Source organism: Streptomyces sp. AN091965, assembly GCF_022698285.1.
Taxonomy (GTDB): domain Bacteria; phylum Actinomycetota; class Actinomycetes; order Streptomycetales; family Streptomycetaceae; genus Streptomyces.
Genome location: NZ_JALDMY010000001.1, coordinates 5,825,558 through 5,837,791 on the forward strand (window position 1 = coordinate 5,825,558; position 12,234 = coordinate 5,837,791).

The following is a 12,234-nucleotide window of genomic DNA, read 5'->3' on the forward strand; positions in this document are numbered from 1 at the left end:
TCCGGCGCCATGCGACTAGTACGACAAAATGGAGAATCGGTAGGAAAGGTGAGAGGTCGGGCGCTGCTCGTCCTCGCCGCGCTCGGCGTCGGCGCGGTCGCCTCCGGCTGCTCGGCGGACCCGGACACCGGTGCGGGCCGCGAGCGCGGGGCCCCCGCCGCCCACGGCCAGCAGCCGCGCCTCGCCCCGCCCGCCCAGGCCCTGCGCGAGTACGCCCAGCGGCTGCGCGCGAGCCAGGCCGCGCGGGCCGCCGCCGCGAAGCGCTGGGGACTCGCCGAGGTCCCGCTCACGGCGCCCGCGGCGCCCGCCGCCAAGGCGCGCCCCGCCACCCGCAAGGGCTTCGAGGTCCAGGGGCAGGCGGAGCTGCCGCCGGTGTTCACCACGGTGCCCACCAAGGACAAGGTCGTCTTCCTGACCGTCGACGACGGCGCCGAGAAGGATCCGGCCTTCCTGCGGATGATGAGCGACCTGAAGATCCCGTACACCGCGTTCCTCAGCGACTACCTCGTCAAGGAGGACTACGGCTACTTCAAGCGGATGCGGGACCACGGCGTCGCGCTGAACAACCACACCCTCAACCACCGCTATCTGCCCGGCCTTTCGTACGAGGCCCAGCGGCAGGAGATCTGCGGCATGCAGGACGTCATCGAGCGGCGCTACGGCAAGCGCCCCGAGCTCTTCCGGCCGCCGTACGGCAACTACAACCGCGACACCCTGCGCGCCGCCAAGTCCTGTGGCGTCAAGGCGGTGCCGCTGTGGGCTTCCGAGGGCTTCGCCGACCACATGGAGTGGCGCGAATGGGACAAGGACCTGCACCCCGGCGACATCATCCTCACGCACTTCCGGGGCCGCGAGGACTGGAAGGGCACGATGCCCGACATGGTCCGCACGGTCCTGAAGACGGTCACCGACAGGGGGTACGCGGTGGCTCGCCTGGAGGACTACCTGTGAGGCGCACCGCCACCGCGGCGACCCTCCTGCTCCCCCTCCTGCTGACGGCCTGCGCCCCGTCGGTGGACCCGATCGAACGCCTGGGCAGGAAAGCGGCCGAACGGATGTCGCCCGGCTGTGGGCAGTCGTTCCGCACGGCGAACCCTCCCGGCGCCGGGCAGCCGCTGACAGGGCCCCAGGCGGAGAGGCCCCCCTCCGGGCGAAGCCCCAGCGCCCCCGCGCCCCGCGCGGAACCCACCCGCCCCGCGAAACGTTGCCCGAAGGAGCCCCCGCGCTAGCTCCTCGGCCACCCCTCGCAGAGGGGAAACCTGCCAAGCCGGGGGCAGCCAATTGGCACTCCGCTTGACCGAGTGCTAATCGCCGTCCTAGTCTCGGGCCTGGCACTCCCACCTGGAGAGTGCCAGAAGCGACGGGCAGGTCCGGCACCCGCGACGACGGATCGACCTGGTCGCCACCTCTAGATCAGTTAACCCCGCGAGATCTCCGAAGGGGGAGGTCGGATCGTGACGACCGCCAGCTCCAAGGTTGCCATCAAGCCGCTTGAGGACCGCATCGTGGTCCAGCCGCTCGACGCCGAGCAGACCACGGCCTCTGGCCTGGTTATTCCGGACACCGCGAAGGAGAAGCCCCAGGAGGGCGCCGTCCTCGCCGTGGGCCCGGGCCGCTTCGAGAACGGCGAGCGCCTGCCGCTCGACGTGAAGGTCGGCGACGTCGTGCTCTACAGCAAGTACGGCGGCACCGAGGTGAAGTACAACGGCGACGAGTACCTGGTGCTCTCCGCCCGCGACGTGCTCGCGATCATCGAGAAGTGATCGAGCGCTAGTCGCCTGCTTCACCCAGCAGATTTGTTTCGCGCTGCGCCCCTGGTCACCCCGCTGATTGCCGGGCGGCGAGGGGCGCAGTTCGTTCACCCGAGTTTTCCGAGAGGGCTGAATCGCTCCCATGGCGAAGATCCTGAAGTTCGACGAGGACGCCCGTCGCGCCCTTGAGCGCGGCGTCAACAAGCTTGCCGACACGGTCAAGGTGACGATCGGCCCCCGCGGCCGCAACGTCGTCATCGACAAGAAGTTCGGCGCCCCGACCATCACCAACGACGGCGTCACCATCGCCCGTGAGGTCGAGGTCGAGGACCCGTACGAGAACCTCGGCGCCCAGCTGGTGAAGGAGGTGGCGACCAAGACCAACGACATCGCTGGTGACGGCACCACCACCGCCACCGTGCTCGCCCAGGCCCTGGTCAAGGAAGGCCTGCGCAACGTCGCCGCCGGTGCCTCCCCGGCCGCCCTGAAGAAGGGCATCGACGCCGCCGTCAAGGCCGTCTCCGACGAGCTGCTCGCCACCGCGCGGCCGATCGACGACAAGTCCGACATCGCCGCCGTGGCCGGGCTCTCCGCCCAGGACCAGCAGGTCGGCGAGCTCATCGCCGAGGCGATGGACAAGGTCGGCAAGGACGGTGTCATCACCGTCGAGGAGTCCAACACCTTCGGCCTGGAGCTGGACTTCACCGAGGGCATGGCCTTCGACAAGGGCTACCTGTCGCCGTACTTCGTGACGGACCAGGAGCGCATGGAGGCCGTCCTCGAGGACCCCTACATCCTCATCCACCAGGGCAAGATCGCCTCCATCCAGGACCTGCTCCCGCTCCTGGAGAAGGTCATCCAGGCCGGCTCCTCGAAGCCGCTCCTGATCATCGCCGAGGACGTCGAGGGCGAGGCCCTCTCGACCCTCGTCGTGAACAAGATCCGCGGCACCTTCAACGCCGTCGCGGTGAAGGCCCCCGGCTTCGGCGACCGCCGCAAGGCGATGCTCGGCGACATGGCCACCCTCACCGGCGGCACCGTCATCGCCGAAGAGGTCGGCCTCAAGCTCGACCAGGTCGGTCTCGACGTGCTCGGCTCCGCCCGCCGCGTGACGATCACCAAGGACGACACCACCATCGTCGACGGCGGCGGCAACGCTGCCGACGTCGAGGGCCGCGTCGCCCAGATCAAGGCCGAGATCGAGACCACCGACTCCGACTGGGACCGCGAGAAGCTCCAGGAGCGCCTCGCGAAGCTGGCCGGCGGCGTGTGCGTGATCAAGGTCGGCGCCGCCACCGAGGTGGAGCTGAAGGAGAAGAAGCACCGTCTGGAGGACGCCATCTCCGCGACCCGCGCCGCGGTCGAGGAGGGCATCGTCTCCGGTGGTGGCTCCGCGCTCGTCCACGCCGCCAAGGTGCTCGAGGGCGGCCTCGGCAAGGAGGGCGACGAGGCCACCGGTGTCGCCGTCGTCCGTGGCGCCGTCGTCGAGCCGCTGCGCTGGATCGCCGAGAACGCCGGCCTCGAGGGCTACGTCATCACCACCAAGGTGGCGGAGCTGGAGAAGGGCCAGGGCTTCAACGCCGCGACCGGCGAGTACGTCGACCTGGTCAAGGCCGGCGTCATCGACCCCGTGAAGGTCACGCGCTCCGCCCTGGAGAACGCCGCCTCCATCGCCTCCCTGCTGCTCACGACCGAGACCCTGGTCGTCGAGAAGCCGGCCGAGGAAGAGGCCGACGCCGGTCACGGCCACGGCCACGGTCACTCTCACTGAGCGTGACCTGAGTCGAGCGGTCGACTCGGGCTGACGAAGGCCCGGTATCCCGTCGCGGGATACCGGGCCTTCGCGCTTTCCGCCTGTTCGTGCGGCTCCGCACCTGCTGGGGGTGCGCCGTCCTGTCGGCCGCGGGGGTCGGTGGCCGGTCGCGCCCACGCGGCGGAGCCGCAACGTATACAGCCCCGCGTCCCTTCGGGGGCGCCTTCTACCGCGGCCCGTACTTCCGTCCGGTCCGTGACGTCACCCCGCCGAGGAGGGCGCGCGGCGTCACCTTCACCACGCCCATCATGGCCTTGTAGCGGGGGTCGGGCACGGAGAGGGACTTGCCGCGGGCCAGGTCGGTGAGGGCGGTGGCGACCAGCTTGTCCGCGTCGAGCCACATCCACTTGGGGATGTTGTCGGTGCCCATGCCCGCCCGCTCGTGGAACTCGGTGCGGACGAAGCCGGGGCACAGGGCCATCAGCCGCACCCCGGACCCGGCGAGGTCCCGCGCCGCGCCCTGGGTGAACTGCGCGATCCACGCCTTCGACGCCCCGTAGGTGCCGCGCGGCACGAAGGCGGCCACCGACGCCACGTTCACGACGCCCCCGCGCCCGCGCTCCCGCATCGCCTCCACCGCCGCCGACGTCAGCCGGAGCACCGCCTCGCAGTGCACCTTCAGCATCGTCAGCTCGTCGGCCATCGAGACTTCCAGATAGCGGCCCTTGTTGGCGAAGCCCGCGTTGTTGACGAGCAGGTCGACCGGGTCACGGCGGTTCGCGAGCCGCTGTTCGACGGCCGCGATCCCGTCGTCCGTGGAGAGGTCCGCCGTCAGTACCTCCACCTCGTTCCCGTGCCGGTCGTGCAACTCGGTCGCCTGCTCCCGCAGCCGCTTCGTGTCGCGTGCCACCAGGACGAGGTTGTGGCCGTCGGTGGCCAGGCGCCGTGCGAAGGCGGCACCGATGCCCGAGGTCGCACCCGTGATGAGAGCCGTAGTCATGGACCAAGGCTAGTGAGGCCACGGGCGCCCCCGCGCCACGCGCCCCGCGCACCGGGCCGGCGCGGGCGCCCCGGCGCGCGTCAACCGCCGTGCTTCTCCAGGTACTTGAGGGCCTTCTCCGTTGCCTCGGGGTGCAGCGCGTCCCCGGCCGCGAGCAGCCTCGGCAGCAGCGAGCGGTCCGTGGTCGCCGCCCTGAACTGCAGCGCGACGGTGACGTCGTGGTCGGGGCGGTGCGCGATCTCGACCGTGTCGCCCGCCTGGATCGCACCCGGTTCGAGCACCCGCAGATACGCGCCGGGCAGCAGCGCCTCGGTGAACCGCCGCACCCAGGCCTGCTCGCCCATGTGGCCCTGGAACGTACGGCACGGGATGCGGGACGAGGTGACCTCCAGGAGCAGGTCCGCGCCGACGCGCCAACGCTCCCCGATCAGCGCGCCGTTCACGTCGACGCCGGTCGTGGTGAGGTTCTCGCCGAATGCGCCGTTGGGCAGCTCGCGGCCGAGCTGCCGCCCCCAGGCGTCGAGGTCCTCGCGCGCGAAGGCGTACACCGCCTGGTCGTTCCCGCCGTGGTGGCGCAGTTCGCCGATCGAGTCCCCCGCGAGTCCGCTGCCGCCGGTGCCTTTGGGGCCGGGCGCCGTCACCCGAACGGGCTCGTCCACCGGCTGTTTGTCGATTCCGGTGAGGCTGCTGGGGGAGCTGGTGTACGGGACGGACTTCAGGCGTCCCACATTCACGGAGAGAAGCTTCATGCGGTCAGGCTAAGGGAGCGTGCTCAAAGCAGCTACGCAATATTGTGCATTATTCCCAAGGGTCACTTATGCTCGACGCATGATCGAGGCCCGTCATCTCCGTGTCCTGCGCGCCGTGGCCGCCACCGGCTCCTTCTCGGCCGCGGCCCGCGAGCTCGGCTGCACCCAGCCCGCCGTCAGCCAGCAGATGAAGGCCCTGGAGGCGTCCACGGGCACCCCGCTGCTCATCCGTACGGGCCGCGAGATGCGCCTCACGCAGGCGGGCGAGGCCCTGGTCAGGCATGCCGCGGGCATCCTCGCCGGGCTGACCGCGGCCGAGGAGGAGGTCGCCGCGATCGCGGGCCTGCGCGCGGGCCGGGTCCGGCTCGTCTCCTTCCCCAGCGGCTCCTCCACGCTCGTGCCCGGCGCACTCGCCGCCCTGCGCGCCGCCCACCCCGGCACCCGCGTCTCCCTGGAGGAGGCCGAGCCGCCGCGCTCGGTGGAGATGCTCCGCGAGGGCGACTGCGACGTGGCTCTCGCCTTCCGGTACGAGGGAGCGAGCGCCGCCGAGGAGTGGGACGACCTCGTCGTCCGGCCCCTGCTCGCCGACCGGCTCGTCGGCCTCGTCCCGGAGGGGCACCGCCTGGCGAAGGCGGACGCCGTCACCATCGGCGAGCTGGCCGACGAGTCGTGGATCGCGGGCTGCCCGCGCTGCCGCCGCCAGCTCGTCGAGGTCTGCCGCGGCGCGGGCTTCGAGCCCCGCATCGACTTCGCGACCGACGACTACCCGGCGGTGATCGGCCTGGTCGGCGCGGGCCTCGGCGTCGCCGTCCTGCCCGAGCTCGCCCTGGAGTCGGTGCGTCCCAAGGGGGCCCGCGCGGTGGTGGTGGAGCCCGCCGTGCGCCGGGAGATCGTCGCGCTCACGCTGCCTGACCTGGCCCAGGTGCCGGCGGTCGCGGCGACCCTCGACCGGCTGGCCCGCGCCGCCGAGCGCTGAGTACGCCACCGAGCGCCCAGCGACGCGCTGGGCGCTCGGCCCGCGCTCGGCCCGCGCGCACGGGAGGGGAAACGTTCCTTCTCGATGTCGGGCCCGCGCGGTGTCAGGGGGAAGCGGCGCCCCCGCCCCCGGCCGACGCCGCGACCAGCCGGTTGCGCGCGCGTCCCATCAGCTCTTCCCGTTCGTCCTCGGTGAGGCCGCCCCACACGCCGTACGGCTCCCGTACGGCGAGCGCGTGCGCGGCGCACTCCGCGCGCACCGGGCAGCGCATGCAGACCTCTTTGGCCGAGTTCTCGCGCGCGCTCCGTGCCGCGCCGCGCTCGCCCTCCGGGTGGAAGAAGAGCGAGCTGTCCACCCCGCGGCAGGCCGCGAGGAGCTGCCAGTCCCACAGATCTGCGTTCGGTCCGGGGAGGCGGGAGAAATCTGCCATTGCGTGTCTCCTGGTAGCCGTCGTGACGCGGATACGGTGCCCATGACCGTACATCTACTGTCTAAGGAGATGAAAATATGACTCATTGCGAATCTAGCCACAGACACCGGGAAAAGGGAAGAAAAGCCGCTAAATGGGGCATAGCCCTCAACCAGGTATGTGCGGTTTCATGCCGCCTGTGCCGTGTCCGCGCCCTCACGTAGAGTGCCGAAGGCGGCAGTCCGACCCGTAACTCTTTCGAGTGACCATCGTTGAGAGTGCGGAGGCGGTTGAAACAACAAGTGCTCGGGCAGGTGTCCGAGTGCGTCAACCGCACAGGTGACGACTTGTACCAGCCTGGAGGCTCAAGGTGACGCGCATCAGCTGCGGAGGACGGCCATGACATCCGTCCTCGTCTGCGACGACTCCCCGCTCGCCCGAGAGGCGCTGCGCCGCGCGGTCGCGACCGTGCCCGGCGTGGAGCGCGTGACGACAGCGGCCAACGGCGAGGAAGTCCTCCGCCGCTGGGGCGCCGACCGCTCGGACCTGATCCTGATGGACGTACGCATGCCCGGACTGGGCGGCGTCGAGACCGTGCGGCGGCTGCTCTCCGCCGACCCCGGCGCGCGCATCATCATGCTCACCGTCGCCGAGGACCTGGACGGGGTCGCGCTCGCGGTCGCCGCGGGCGCCCGCGGCTATCTGCACAAGGACGCCTCGCGCGCCGAGCTGCGCGCGACCGTGACCCAGGCCCTCGCCGACCCGACCTGGCGGCTCGCGCCGCGGCGGCTGAGGTCGGCCGAGATGGGGGCCGCGCCCACGCTCACCGCGCGGGAGATCCAGGTCCTGGAGGGCATGAGCCACGGCCGGTCCAACGCGGAGATCGGGCGCGAGCTCTTCCTCTCCGAGGACACGGTGAAGACGCACGCCAGGCGCCTCTTCAAGAAGCTCGGCGCCTCGGACCGGGCGCACGCGGTGGCGCTCGGCTTCCGCTGGGGTCTGGTTCGCTAGACGGGTTGTCGCGGGGGGCATGGCGATCCCCGCCCGCCGTGCGGCGGGCGGGGCCATGGACGCCCGCAACCGCCCGCCGCGGGAGCGGCTTGTGGCGCTTCGTCGCCGATGCCGCATCCTTGAAGGTGTGGAGTTCCTTGGGGACGAGTCGGCCGAGCGCAAGGGGAGGGTGCGGGAGATGAGTTTCGGCGCACCTGCTCATAACGCTTCGGTGCACAACTATGGACGCGGTGCCACAGATCAGTCAGCACCGAGGCACCATGGACCGATGCGCGAGGACAAGACGACGGTGATCGGTGCCCTCGTCCTTCGCGCTGTCGAGGGTGACGAGCAGGCCACGCACGACCTCCTGGCCCATGTGCACCCTCTCGCCATCCGCTACTGCCGCACCCGGCTCTCCCGACTCCCGGGTGACGCCCGCCACTTCGTGGAGGACCTCGCGCAGGAGGTCTGCGTCGCGGTCCTGCTCGCCCTGCCGCGCTACCGCGACACCGGGCGGCCCTTCGAGGCCTTCGTCTTCGCCATCGCCGCGCACAAGGTCGCGGACCTCCAGCGGGCGGCGATGCGCCACCCGGGGTCGACCGCCGTGCCCTCGGACGAGATGCCCGAGCGGCCCGACGACTCCCTCGGGCCCGAGGAGCGCGCGCTGCTCAGCAGCGACGCGGAATGGGCCAAGAAACTCCTGGCGAACCTCCCCGAGAACCAGCGCGAGCTGCTGCTGCTCCGCGTCGCCGTCGGCCTCACGGCCGAGGAGACCGGGCAGATGCTGGGCATGTCGCCCGGCGCGGTCCGGGTGGCGCAGCACCGGGCGCTGAGCCGTCTGCGGGCCCTGGCCGAGCAGTAGCGCACCGCCCGTGCCGGAGCGGTGGATCCCGCCCCGTTCCGGCCCCTGTGGCCAGGATCTCTTTTCGGCCGCGACGGCGCGTCGCGAAGCGGTGCACTCCGGCCGTACCGGGCACGACCCGGCCGACGAGGGCCCCGAGGAGACTCTGTGTGAACCTACGAAGCCGTAGGGCACCCGGAACTGTGGAATGAGAGAGCCACGCTTCCCGTTAGCATGGACATCCGCACCGATCAAGGCCATTTGGGGAAGGTGTCATGACTGCAAACGTCGACGGAGTGCCCGAGAAATTCGCGACACTCGGGCTGACCTACGACGACGTGCTGCTGCTGCCGGGCGCGTCGGACATGGCGCCGGGTGACATCGACACCGCCTCGCACGTCTCGAAGAACGTCCGGGTGAACGTCCCGCTGCTCTCGGCCGCGATGGACAAGGTCACCGAGTCCCGCATGGCCATCGCCATGGCCCGCCAGGGCGGCGTCGGCGTACTGCACCGGAACCTGTCGATCGCCGACCAGGCGAACCAGGTCGACCTGGTCAAGCGCTCCGAGTCCGGCATGGTGACGGACCCCATCACCGTGCACCCGGACGCCACGCTCGCCGAGGCCGACGCGATCTGCGCCAAGTTCCGCATCAGCGGCGTCCCGGTGACCGACGGCGCGGGCAAGCTGCTCGGCATCGTCACCAACCGCGACATGGCCTTCGAGGCGGACCGCTCCCGCCAGGTGCGCGAGGTCATGACGCCGATGCCGCTGGTCACCGGCAAGGTCGGCATCTCGGGCGTGGACGCCATGGAGCTGCTGCGCCGCCACAAGATCGAGAAGCTGCCGCTGGTCGACGACGGCGGCGTCCTCAAGGGCCTCATCACGGTCAAGGACTTCGTGAAGGCCGAGAAGTACCCGAACGCCGCGAAGGACGCCGGGGGCCGCCTGATCGTCGGTGCCGCCGTCGGCGTCGCCGGTGACGCCTTCGACCGCGCCCAGGCGCTGATCGAGGCGGGTGTCGACTTCATCGTCGTCGACACCGCCCACGGCCACTCCCGCCTGGTCGGCGACATGGTCGCCAAGATCAAGTCGAACTCCAGCGGCGTCGACGTCATCGGCGGCAACATCGCCACCCGTGACGGCGCGAAGGCCCTCATCGACGCCGGTGTCGACGGCATCAAGGTCGGCGTCGGCCCTGGCTCCATCTGCACCACCCGCGTCGTCGCCGGCATCGGCGTACCGCAGGTAACGGCCATCTACGAAGCGTCGCTCGCCGCCAAGGAAGCCGGTGTCCCGGTGATCGGCGACGGCGGCCTGCAGTACTCCGGAGACATCGCCAAGGCGCTCGTCGCCGGCGCGGACACGGTCATGCTCGGCTCGCTGCTCGCGGGCTGCGAGGAGTCCCCGGGCGAGCTGCTCTTCATCAACGGCAAGCAGTTCAAGTCGTACCGCGGCATGGGCTCCCTCGGCGCCATGCAGTCCCGTGGTGACCAGCGCTCCTTCTCCAAGGACCGGTACTTCCAGGAGGGCGTCGCCTCCGACGAGAAGCTGGTTCCCGAGGGCATCGAGGGCCAGGTGCCCTACCGCGGCCCGCTGTCCGCGGTCGTGCACCAGCTGGTGGGCGGTCTGCGCCAGTCGATGTTCTACGTGGGCGGTCGTACGGTGCCCGAGCTCCAGGCCAACGGCCGCTTCGTGCGGATCACGTCGGCGGGCCTCAAGGAGAGCCACCCGCACGACATCCAGATGACCGTCGAGGCACCGAACTACAGCCGCAACAAGTAGCGGCCACGCGCGTGTGGGGGCGGCCCGGAATCCTGGGCCGCCCCCACACGCGCGTGTCGGGGATACTGGAACGGCATACGGAGTGCCGTAGGAAAGCTGAAGGGCCACACACGTGACTGAGATCGAGATCGGGCGCGGCAAGCGCGGCCGCCGGGCGTACGCCTTCGACGACATCGCCGTCGTACCGAGTCGGCGCACCCGCGACCCGAAGGAGGTCTCGATCGCCTGGCAGATCGACGCCTACCGCTTCGAGCTGCCCTTCCTCGCGGCCCCCATGGACTCCGTGGTGTCGCCGTCGACCGCCATCCGCATCGGCGAGCTCGGCGGCCTCGGCGTGCTGAACCTGGAAGGCCTGTGGACGCGGTACGAGGACCCGCAGCCGCTGCTCGACGAGATCGGTGAGCTGCCCGCCGAGGCCGCGACGCGCCGCCTCCAGGAGATCTACGCCGCCCCCATCAAGGAAGAGCTGATCGGGCAGCGCATCAAGGAGGTGCGCGACGCGGGCGTCGTCACCGCCGCCGCGCTCTCCCCGCAGCGCACCGCGCAGTTCTCCAAGGCCGTCGTGGACGCGGGCGTGGACATCTTCGTGATCCGCGGTACGACGGTGTCGGCCGAGCACGTCTCCGGCGCCGCCGAGCCGCTGAACCTGAAGCAGTTCATCTACGAGCTGGACGTCCCGGTCATCGTCGGCGGCTGCGCCACGTACACGGCCGCCCTGCACCTGATGCGCACCGGCGCGGCCGGTGTCCTCGTCGGCTTCGGCGGCGGCGCCGCCCACACCACGCGCAACGTCCTGGGCATCCAGGTCCCGATGGCCACCGCCGTGGCCGACGTCGCCGCCGCCCGCCGCGACTACATGGACGAGTCCGGCGGCCGCTACGTGCACGTCATCGCGGACGGCGGCGTGGGCTGGTCGGGCGACCTGCCCAAGGCCATCGCCTGCGGCGCGGACGCCGTGATGATGGGCTCCCCGCTCGCGCGCGCCACGGACGCGCCGGGCCAGGGGCACCACTGGGGCATGGAGGCCGTCCACGAGGACGTGCCGCGCGGCAAGAAGGTCGACCTGGGCACCGTCGGCACCACCGAGGAGATCCTCACGGGCCCGTCGCACATCCCGGACGGCTCGATGAACTTCTTCGGCGCCCTGCGCCGCGCGATGGCCACGACCGGCTACAGCGAGCTCAAGGAGTTCCAGCGCGTCGAGGTGACGGTGGCGGACTCGCAGCACAAGCGGTGACGTCGCGCCGCGCTTGAGCGGACGGAAAAGGGGTCAGGGGCCGCCTTCGGGCGGCCCCTGACCCCTTTTCGCATGCTTCTACGCGTACGAGCGCTACTGCGCGGCGCGCTTGGCGCCGCCGAAGGCGGCCACCGCGGCTATCGCGAAGAACACGAACGTCATCGCGTCGGCGTCTTCCTTCCAGCCCTTCTGGAGGGCGTCGAAGTGGTCGAAGAACACCGTCGAGAAGCTGGTGTGGAACTTGTCGGAGATGACCATGGCGGCGCCGACCAGCTGGCCCAGGTAGACGGCGCCGAGGGACAGGGCGGCCGAAATCACCGCGAGGGCGGGGTTGCGGCCGCCGACCTTGCCCGTGGCGAGGCCCACGACGAAGCCGACGCCCACGGCGGCCCAGCCGATCTCGTGCTCCGTGGCGCCGATGACGGCTCCGTAGACCCCGGCCGCGACGAGGGCGGTCACGACGGCGACGACGATGCCGAGGCCCACGTTGTCCCGGGCGGGAGCGGGCGGCGCGGGCACCGTGTACGGCGGCTGGAAGCCGTTCTGCTGCTGCGGGAACGGGGCGTACGGCTGCTGGGGCTGCGGCTGGCCGTAGGGCTGCTGCGGCTGCTGGGGGTAGCCGTAACCCGGCTGGCCGTACGGTTGCTGAGCGCCGCCCTGGCCGTACGGATCGGCTCCGCCCTGGCCGTACGGGTAGCCGGGCTGGCCTGGAGGCGTGGGCTGCGTCATGTGGTTTCCCCC

The 12,234-nt window shown here is 71.0% G+C and carries 12 protein-coding genes; 8 read left to right on the forward strand and 4 right to left on the reverse strand.

The genetic code is table 11. The features are described from left to right. Window positions 1-9 precede the first annotated feature (9 nt). The 3 genes from MQV74_RS24885 (at window position 10) to groL (ending at window position 3,522) form a co-directional block, all read left to right on the forward strand. Window positions 10-951, forward strand: coding sequence for a polysaccharide deacetylase family protein (locus tag MQV74_RS24885; RefSeq protein WP_242721215.1), 942 nt, complete (start codon window positions 10-12; stop codon window positions 949-951). A 503-nt stretch (window positions 952-1,454) separates the two neighbouring features. Next, complete coding sequence (groES, locus tag MQV74_RS24890) at window positions 1,455-1,763, forward strand: co-chaperone GroES (protein ID WP_004955293.1); 309 nt, start codon at window positions 1,455-1,457, stop codon at window positions 1,761-1,763. Between the two features lie 130 nt (window positions 1,764-1,893). Continuing rightward, window positions 1,894-3,522, forward strand: a complete 1,629-nt coding sequence (gene groL, locus MQV74_RS24895; RefSeq protein WP_242721217.1) for a chaperonin GroEL — start codon at window positions 1,894-1,896, stop codon at window positions 3,520-3,522. A 208-nt stretch (window positions 3,523-3,730) separates the two neighbouring features. Here the strand turns inward: groL and MQV74_RS24900 are convergent, their stop codons facing one another. Next, a complete protein-coding gene (locus tag MQV74_RS24900) occupies window positions 3,731-4,504 on the reverse strand; it encodes an SDR family NAD(P)-dependent oxidoreductase (RefSeq protein ID WP_242721222.1) in 774 nt (257 codons plus the stop codon). 80 nt (window positions 4,505-4,584) lie between these two features. Then, window positions 4,585-5,253 (reverse strand): MOSC domain-containing protein, encoded by a 669-nt coding sequence (locus MQV74_RS24905; RefSeq protein ID WP_242721225.1) that lies wholly within the window; start codon window positions 5,251-5,253, stop codon window positions 4,585-4,587. Between the two features lie 79 nt (window positions 5,254-5,332). Here MQV74_RS24905 and MQV74_RS24910 point away from each other — a divergent pair, with 79 nt between their 5' ends. Next, the gene (locus tag MQV74_RS24910) at window positions 5,333-6,229 is read left to right on the forward strand and encodes a LysR family transcriptional regulator (protein ID WP_242721228.1); all 897 of its coding nucleotides are present in this window, start codon (window positions 5,333-5,335) and stop codon (window positions 6,227-6,229) included. A 103-nt stretch (window positions 6,230-6,332) separates the two neighbouring features. Here MQV74_RS24910 and MQV74_RS24915 read toward each other — a convergent pair whose 3' ends face one another. Next, window positions 6,333-6,659, reverse strand: coding sequence for a WhiB family transcriptional regulator (locus MQV74_RS24915; protein ID WP_138961348.1), 327 nt, complete (start codon window positions 6,657-6,659; stop codon window positions 6,333-6,335). A gap of 378 nt (window positions 6,660-7,037) precedes the next feature. On the opposite strand from MQV74_RS24915, the gene MQV74_RS24920 reads away from it, so the two are divergent. The 4 genes from MQV74_RS24920 to MQV74_RS24935 all read left to right on the forward strand — a co-directional run bounded on the left by MQV74_RS24920 (window position 7,038) and on the right by MQV74_RS24935 (window position 11,493). Continuing rightward, complete coding sequence (locus MQV74_RS24920; RefSeq protein WP_003948568.1) at window positions 7,038-7,649, forward strand: response regulator transcription factor; 612 nt, start codon at window positions 7,038-7,040, stop codon at window positions 7,647-7,649. A 268-nt stretch (window positions 7,650-7,917) separates the two neighbouring features. Continuing rightward, complete coding sequence (locus tag MQV74_RS24925; RefSeq protein ID WP_138961349.1) at window positions 7,918-8,493, forward strand: sigma-70 family RNA polymerase sigma factor; 576 nt, start codon at window positions 7,918-7,920, stop codon at window positions 8,491-8,493. 254 nt (window positions 8,494-8,747) lie between these two features. Then, window positions 8,748-10,256, forward strand: a complete 1,509-nt coding sequence (gene guaB / locus MQV74_RS24930; RefSeq protein ID WP_242721230.1) for an IMP dehydrogenase — start codon at window positions 8,748-8,750, stop codon at window positions 10,254-10,256. A gap of 112 nt (window positions 10,257-10,368) precedes the next feature. Then, window positions 10,369-11,493 carry a GuaB3 family IMP dehydrogenase-related protein gene (locus tag MQV74_RS24935; RefSeq protein ID WP_242721233.1) on the forward strand — a complete coding sequence of 375 codons (1,125 nt, stop codon included), beginning with the start codon at window positions 10,369-10,371 and terminating at the stop codon, window positions 11,491-11,493. 93 nt (window positions 11,494-11,586) lie between these two features. Here MQV74_RS24935 and MQV74_RS24940 read toward each other — a convergent pair whose 3' ends face one another. Beyond that, complete coding sequence (locus MQV74_RS24940) at window positions 11,587-12,222, reverse strand: hypothetical protein (protein WP_242721236.1); 636 nt, start codon at window positions 12,220-12,222, stop codon at window positions 11,587-11,589. Between the last annotated feature and the right edge of the window lie 12 nt (window positions 12,223-12,234).

Excerpts from the sequence above, each read along its gene's own strand:
- MQV74_RS24925 (WP_138961349.1), top strand. The coding sequence starts at position 7,918 with ATGCGCGAGGACAAGACGACGGTGATCGGTGCCCTCGTCCTTCGCGCT.
- guaB (WP_242721230.1), top strand. The coding sequence starts at position 8,748 with ATGACTGCAAACGTCGACGGAGTGCCCGAGAAATTCGCGACACTCGGG.
- MQV74_RS24900 (WP_242721222.1), bottom strand. The coding sequence starts at position 4,504 with ATGACTACGGCTCTCATCACGGGTGCGACCTCGGGCATCGGTGCCGCC.
- MQV74_RS24910 (WP_242721228.1), top strand. The coding sequence starts at position 5,333 with ATGATCGAGGCCCGTCATCTCCGTGTCCTGCGCGCCGTGGCCGCCACC.
- groL (WP_242721217.1), top strand. The coding sequence starts at position 1,894 with ATGGCGAAGATCCTGAAGTTCGACGAGGACGCCCGTCGCGCCCTTGAG.
- MQV74_RS24940 (WP_242721236.1), bottom strand. The coding sequence starts at position 12,222 with ATGACGCAGCCCACGCCTCCAGGCCAGCCCGGCTACCCGTACGGCCAG.
- MQV74_RS24885 (WP_242721215.1), top strand. The coding sequence starts at position 10 with ATGCGACTAGTACGACAAAATGGAGAATCGGTAGGAAAGGTGAGAGGT.
- MQV74_RS24920 (WP_003948568.1), top strand. The coding sequence starts at position 7,038 with ATGACATCCGTCCTCGTCTGCGACGACTCCCCGCTCGCCCGAGAGGCG.
- MQV74_RS24905 (WP_242721225.1), bottom strand. The coding sequence starts at position 5,253 with ATGAAGCTTCTCTCCGTGAATGTGGGACGCCTGAAGTCCGTCCCGTAC.
- MQV74_RS24915 (WP_138961348.1), bottom strand. The coding sequence starts at position 6,659 with ATGGCAGATTTCTCCCGCCTCCCCGGACCGAACGCAGATCTGTGGGAC.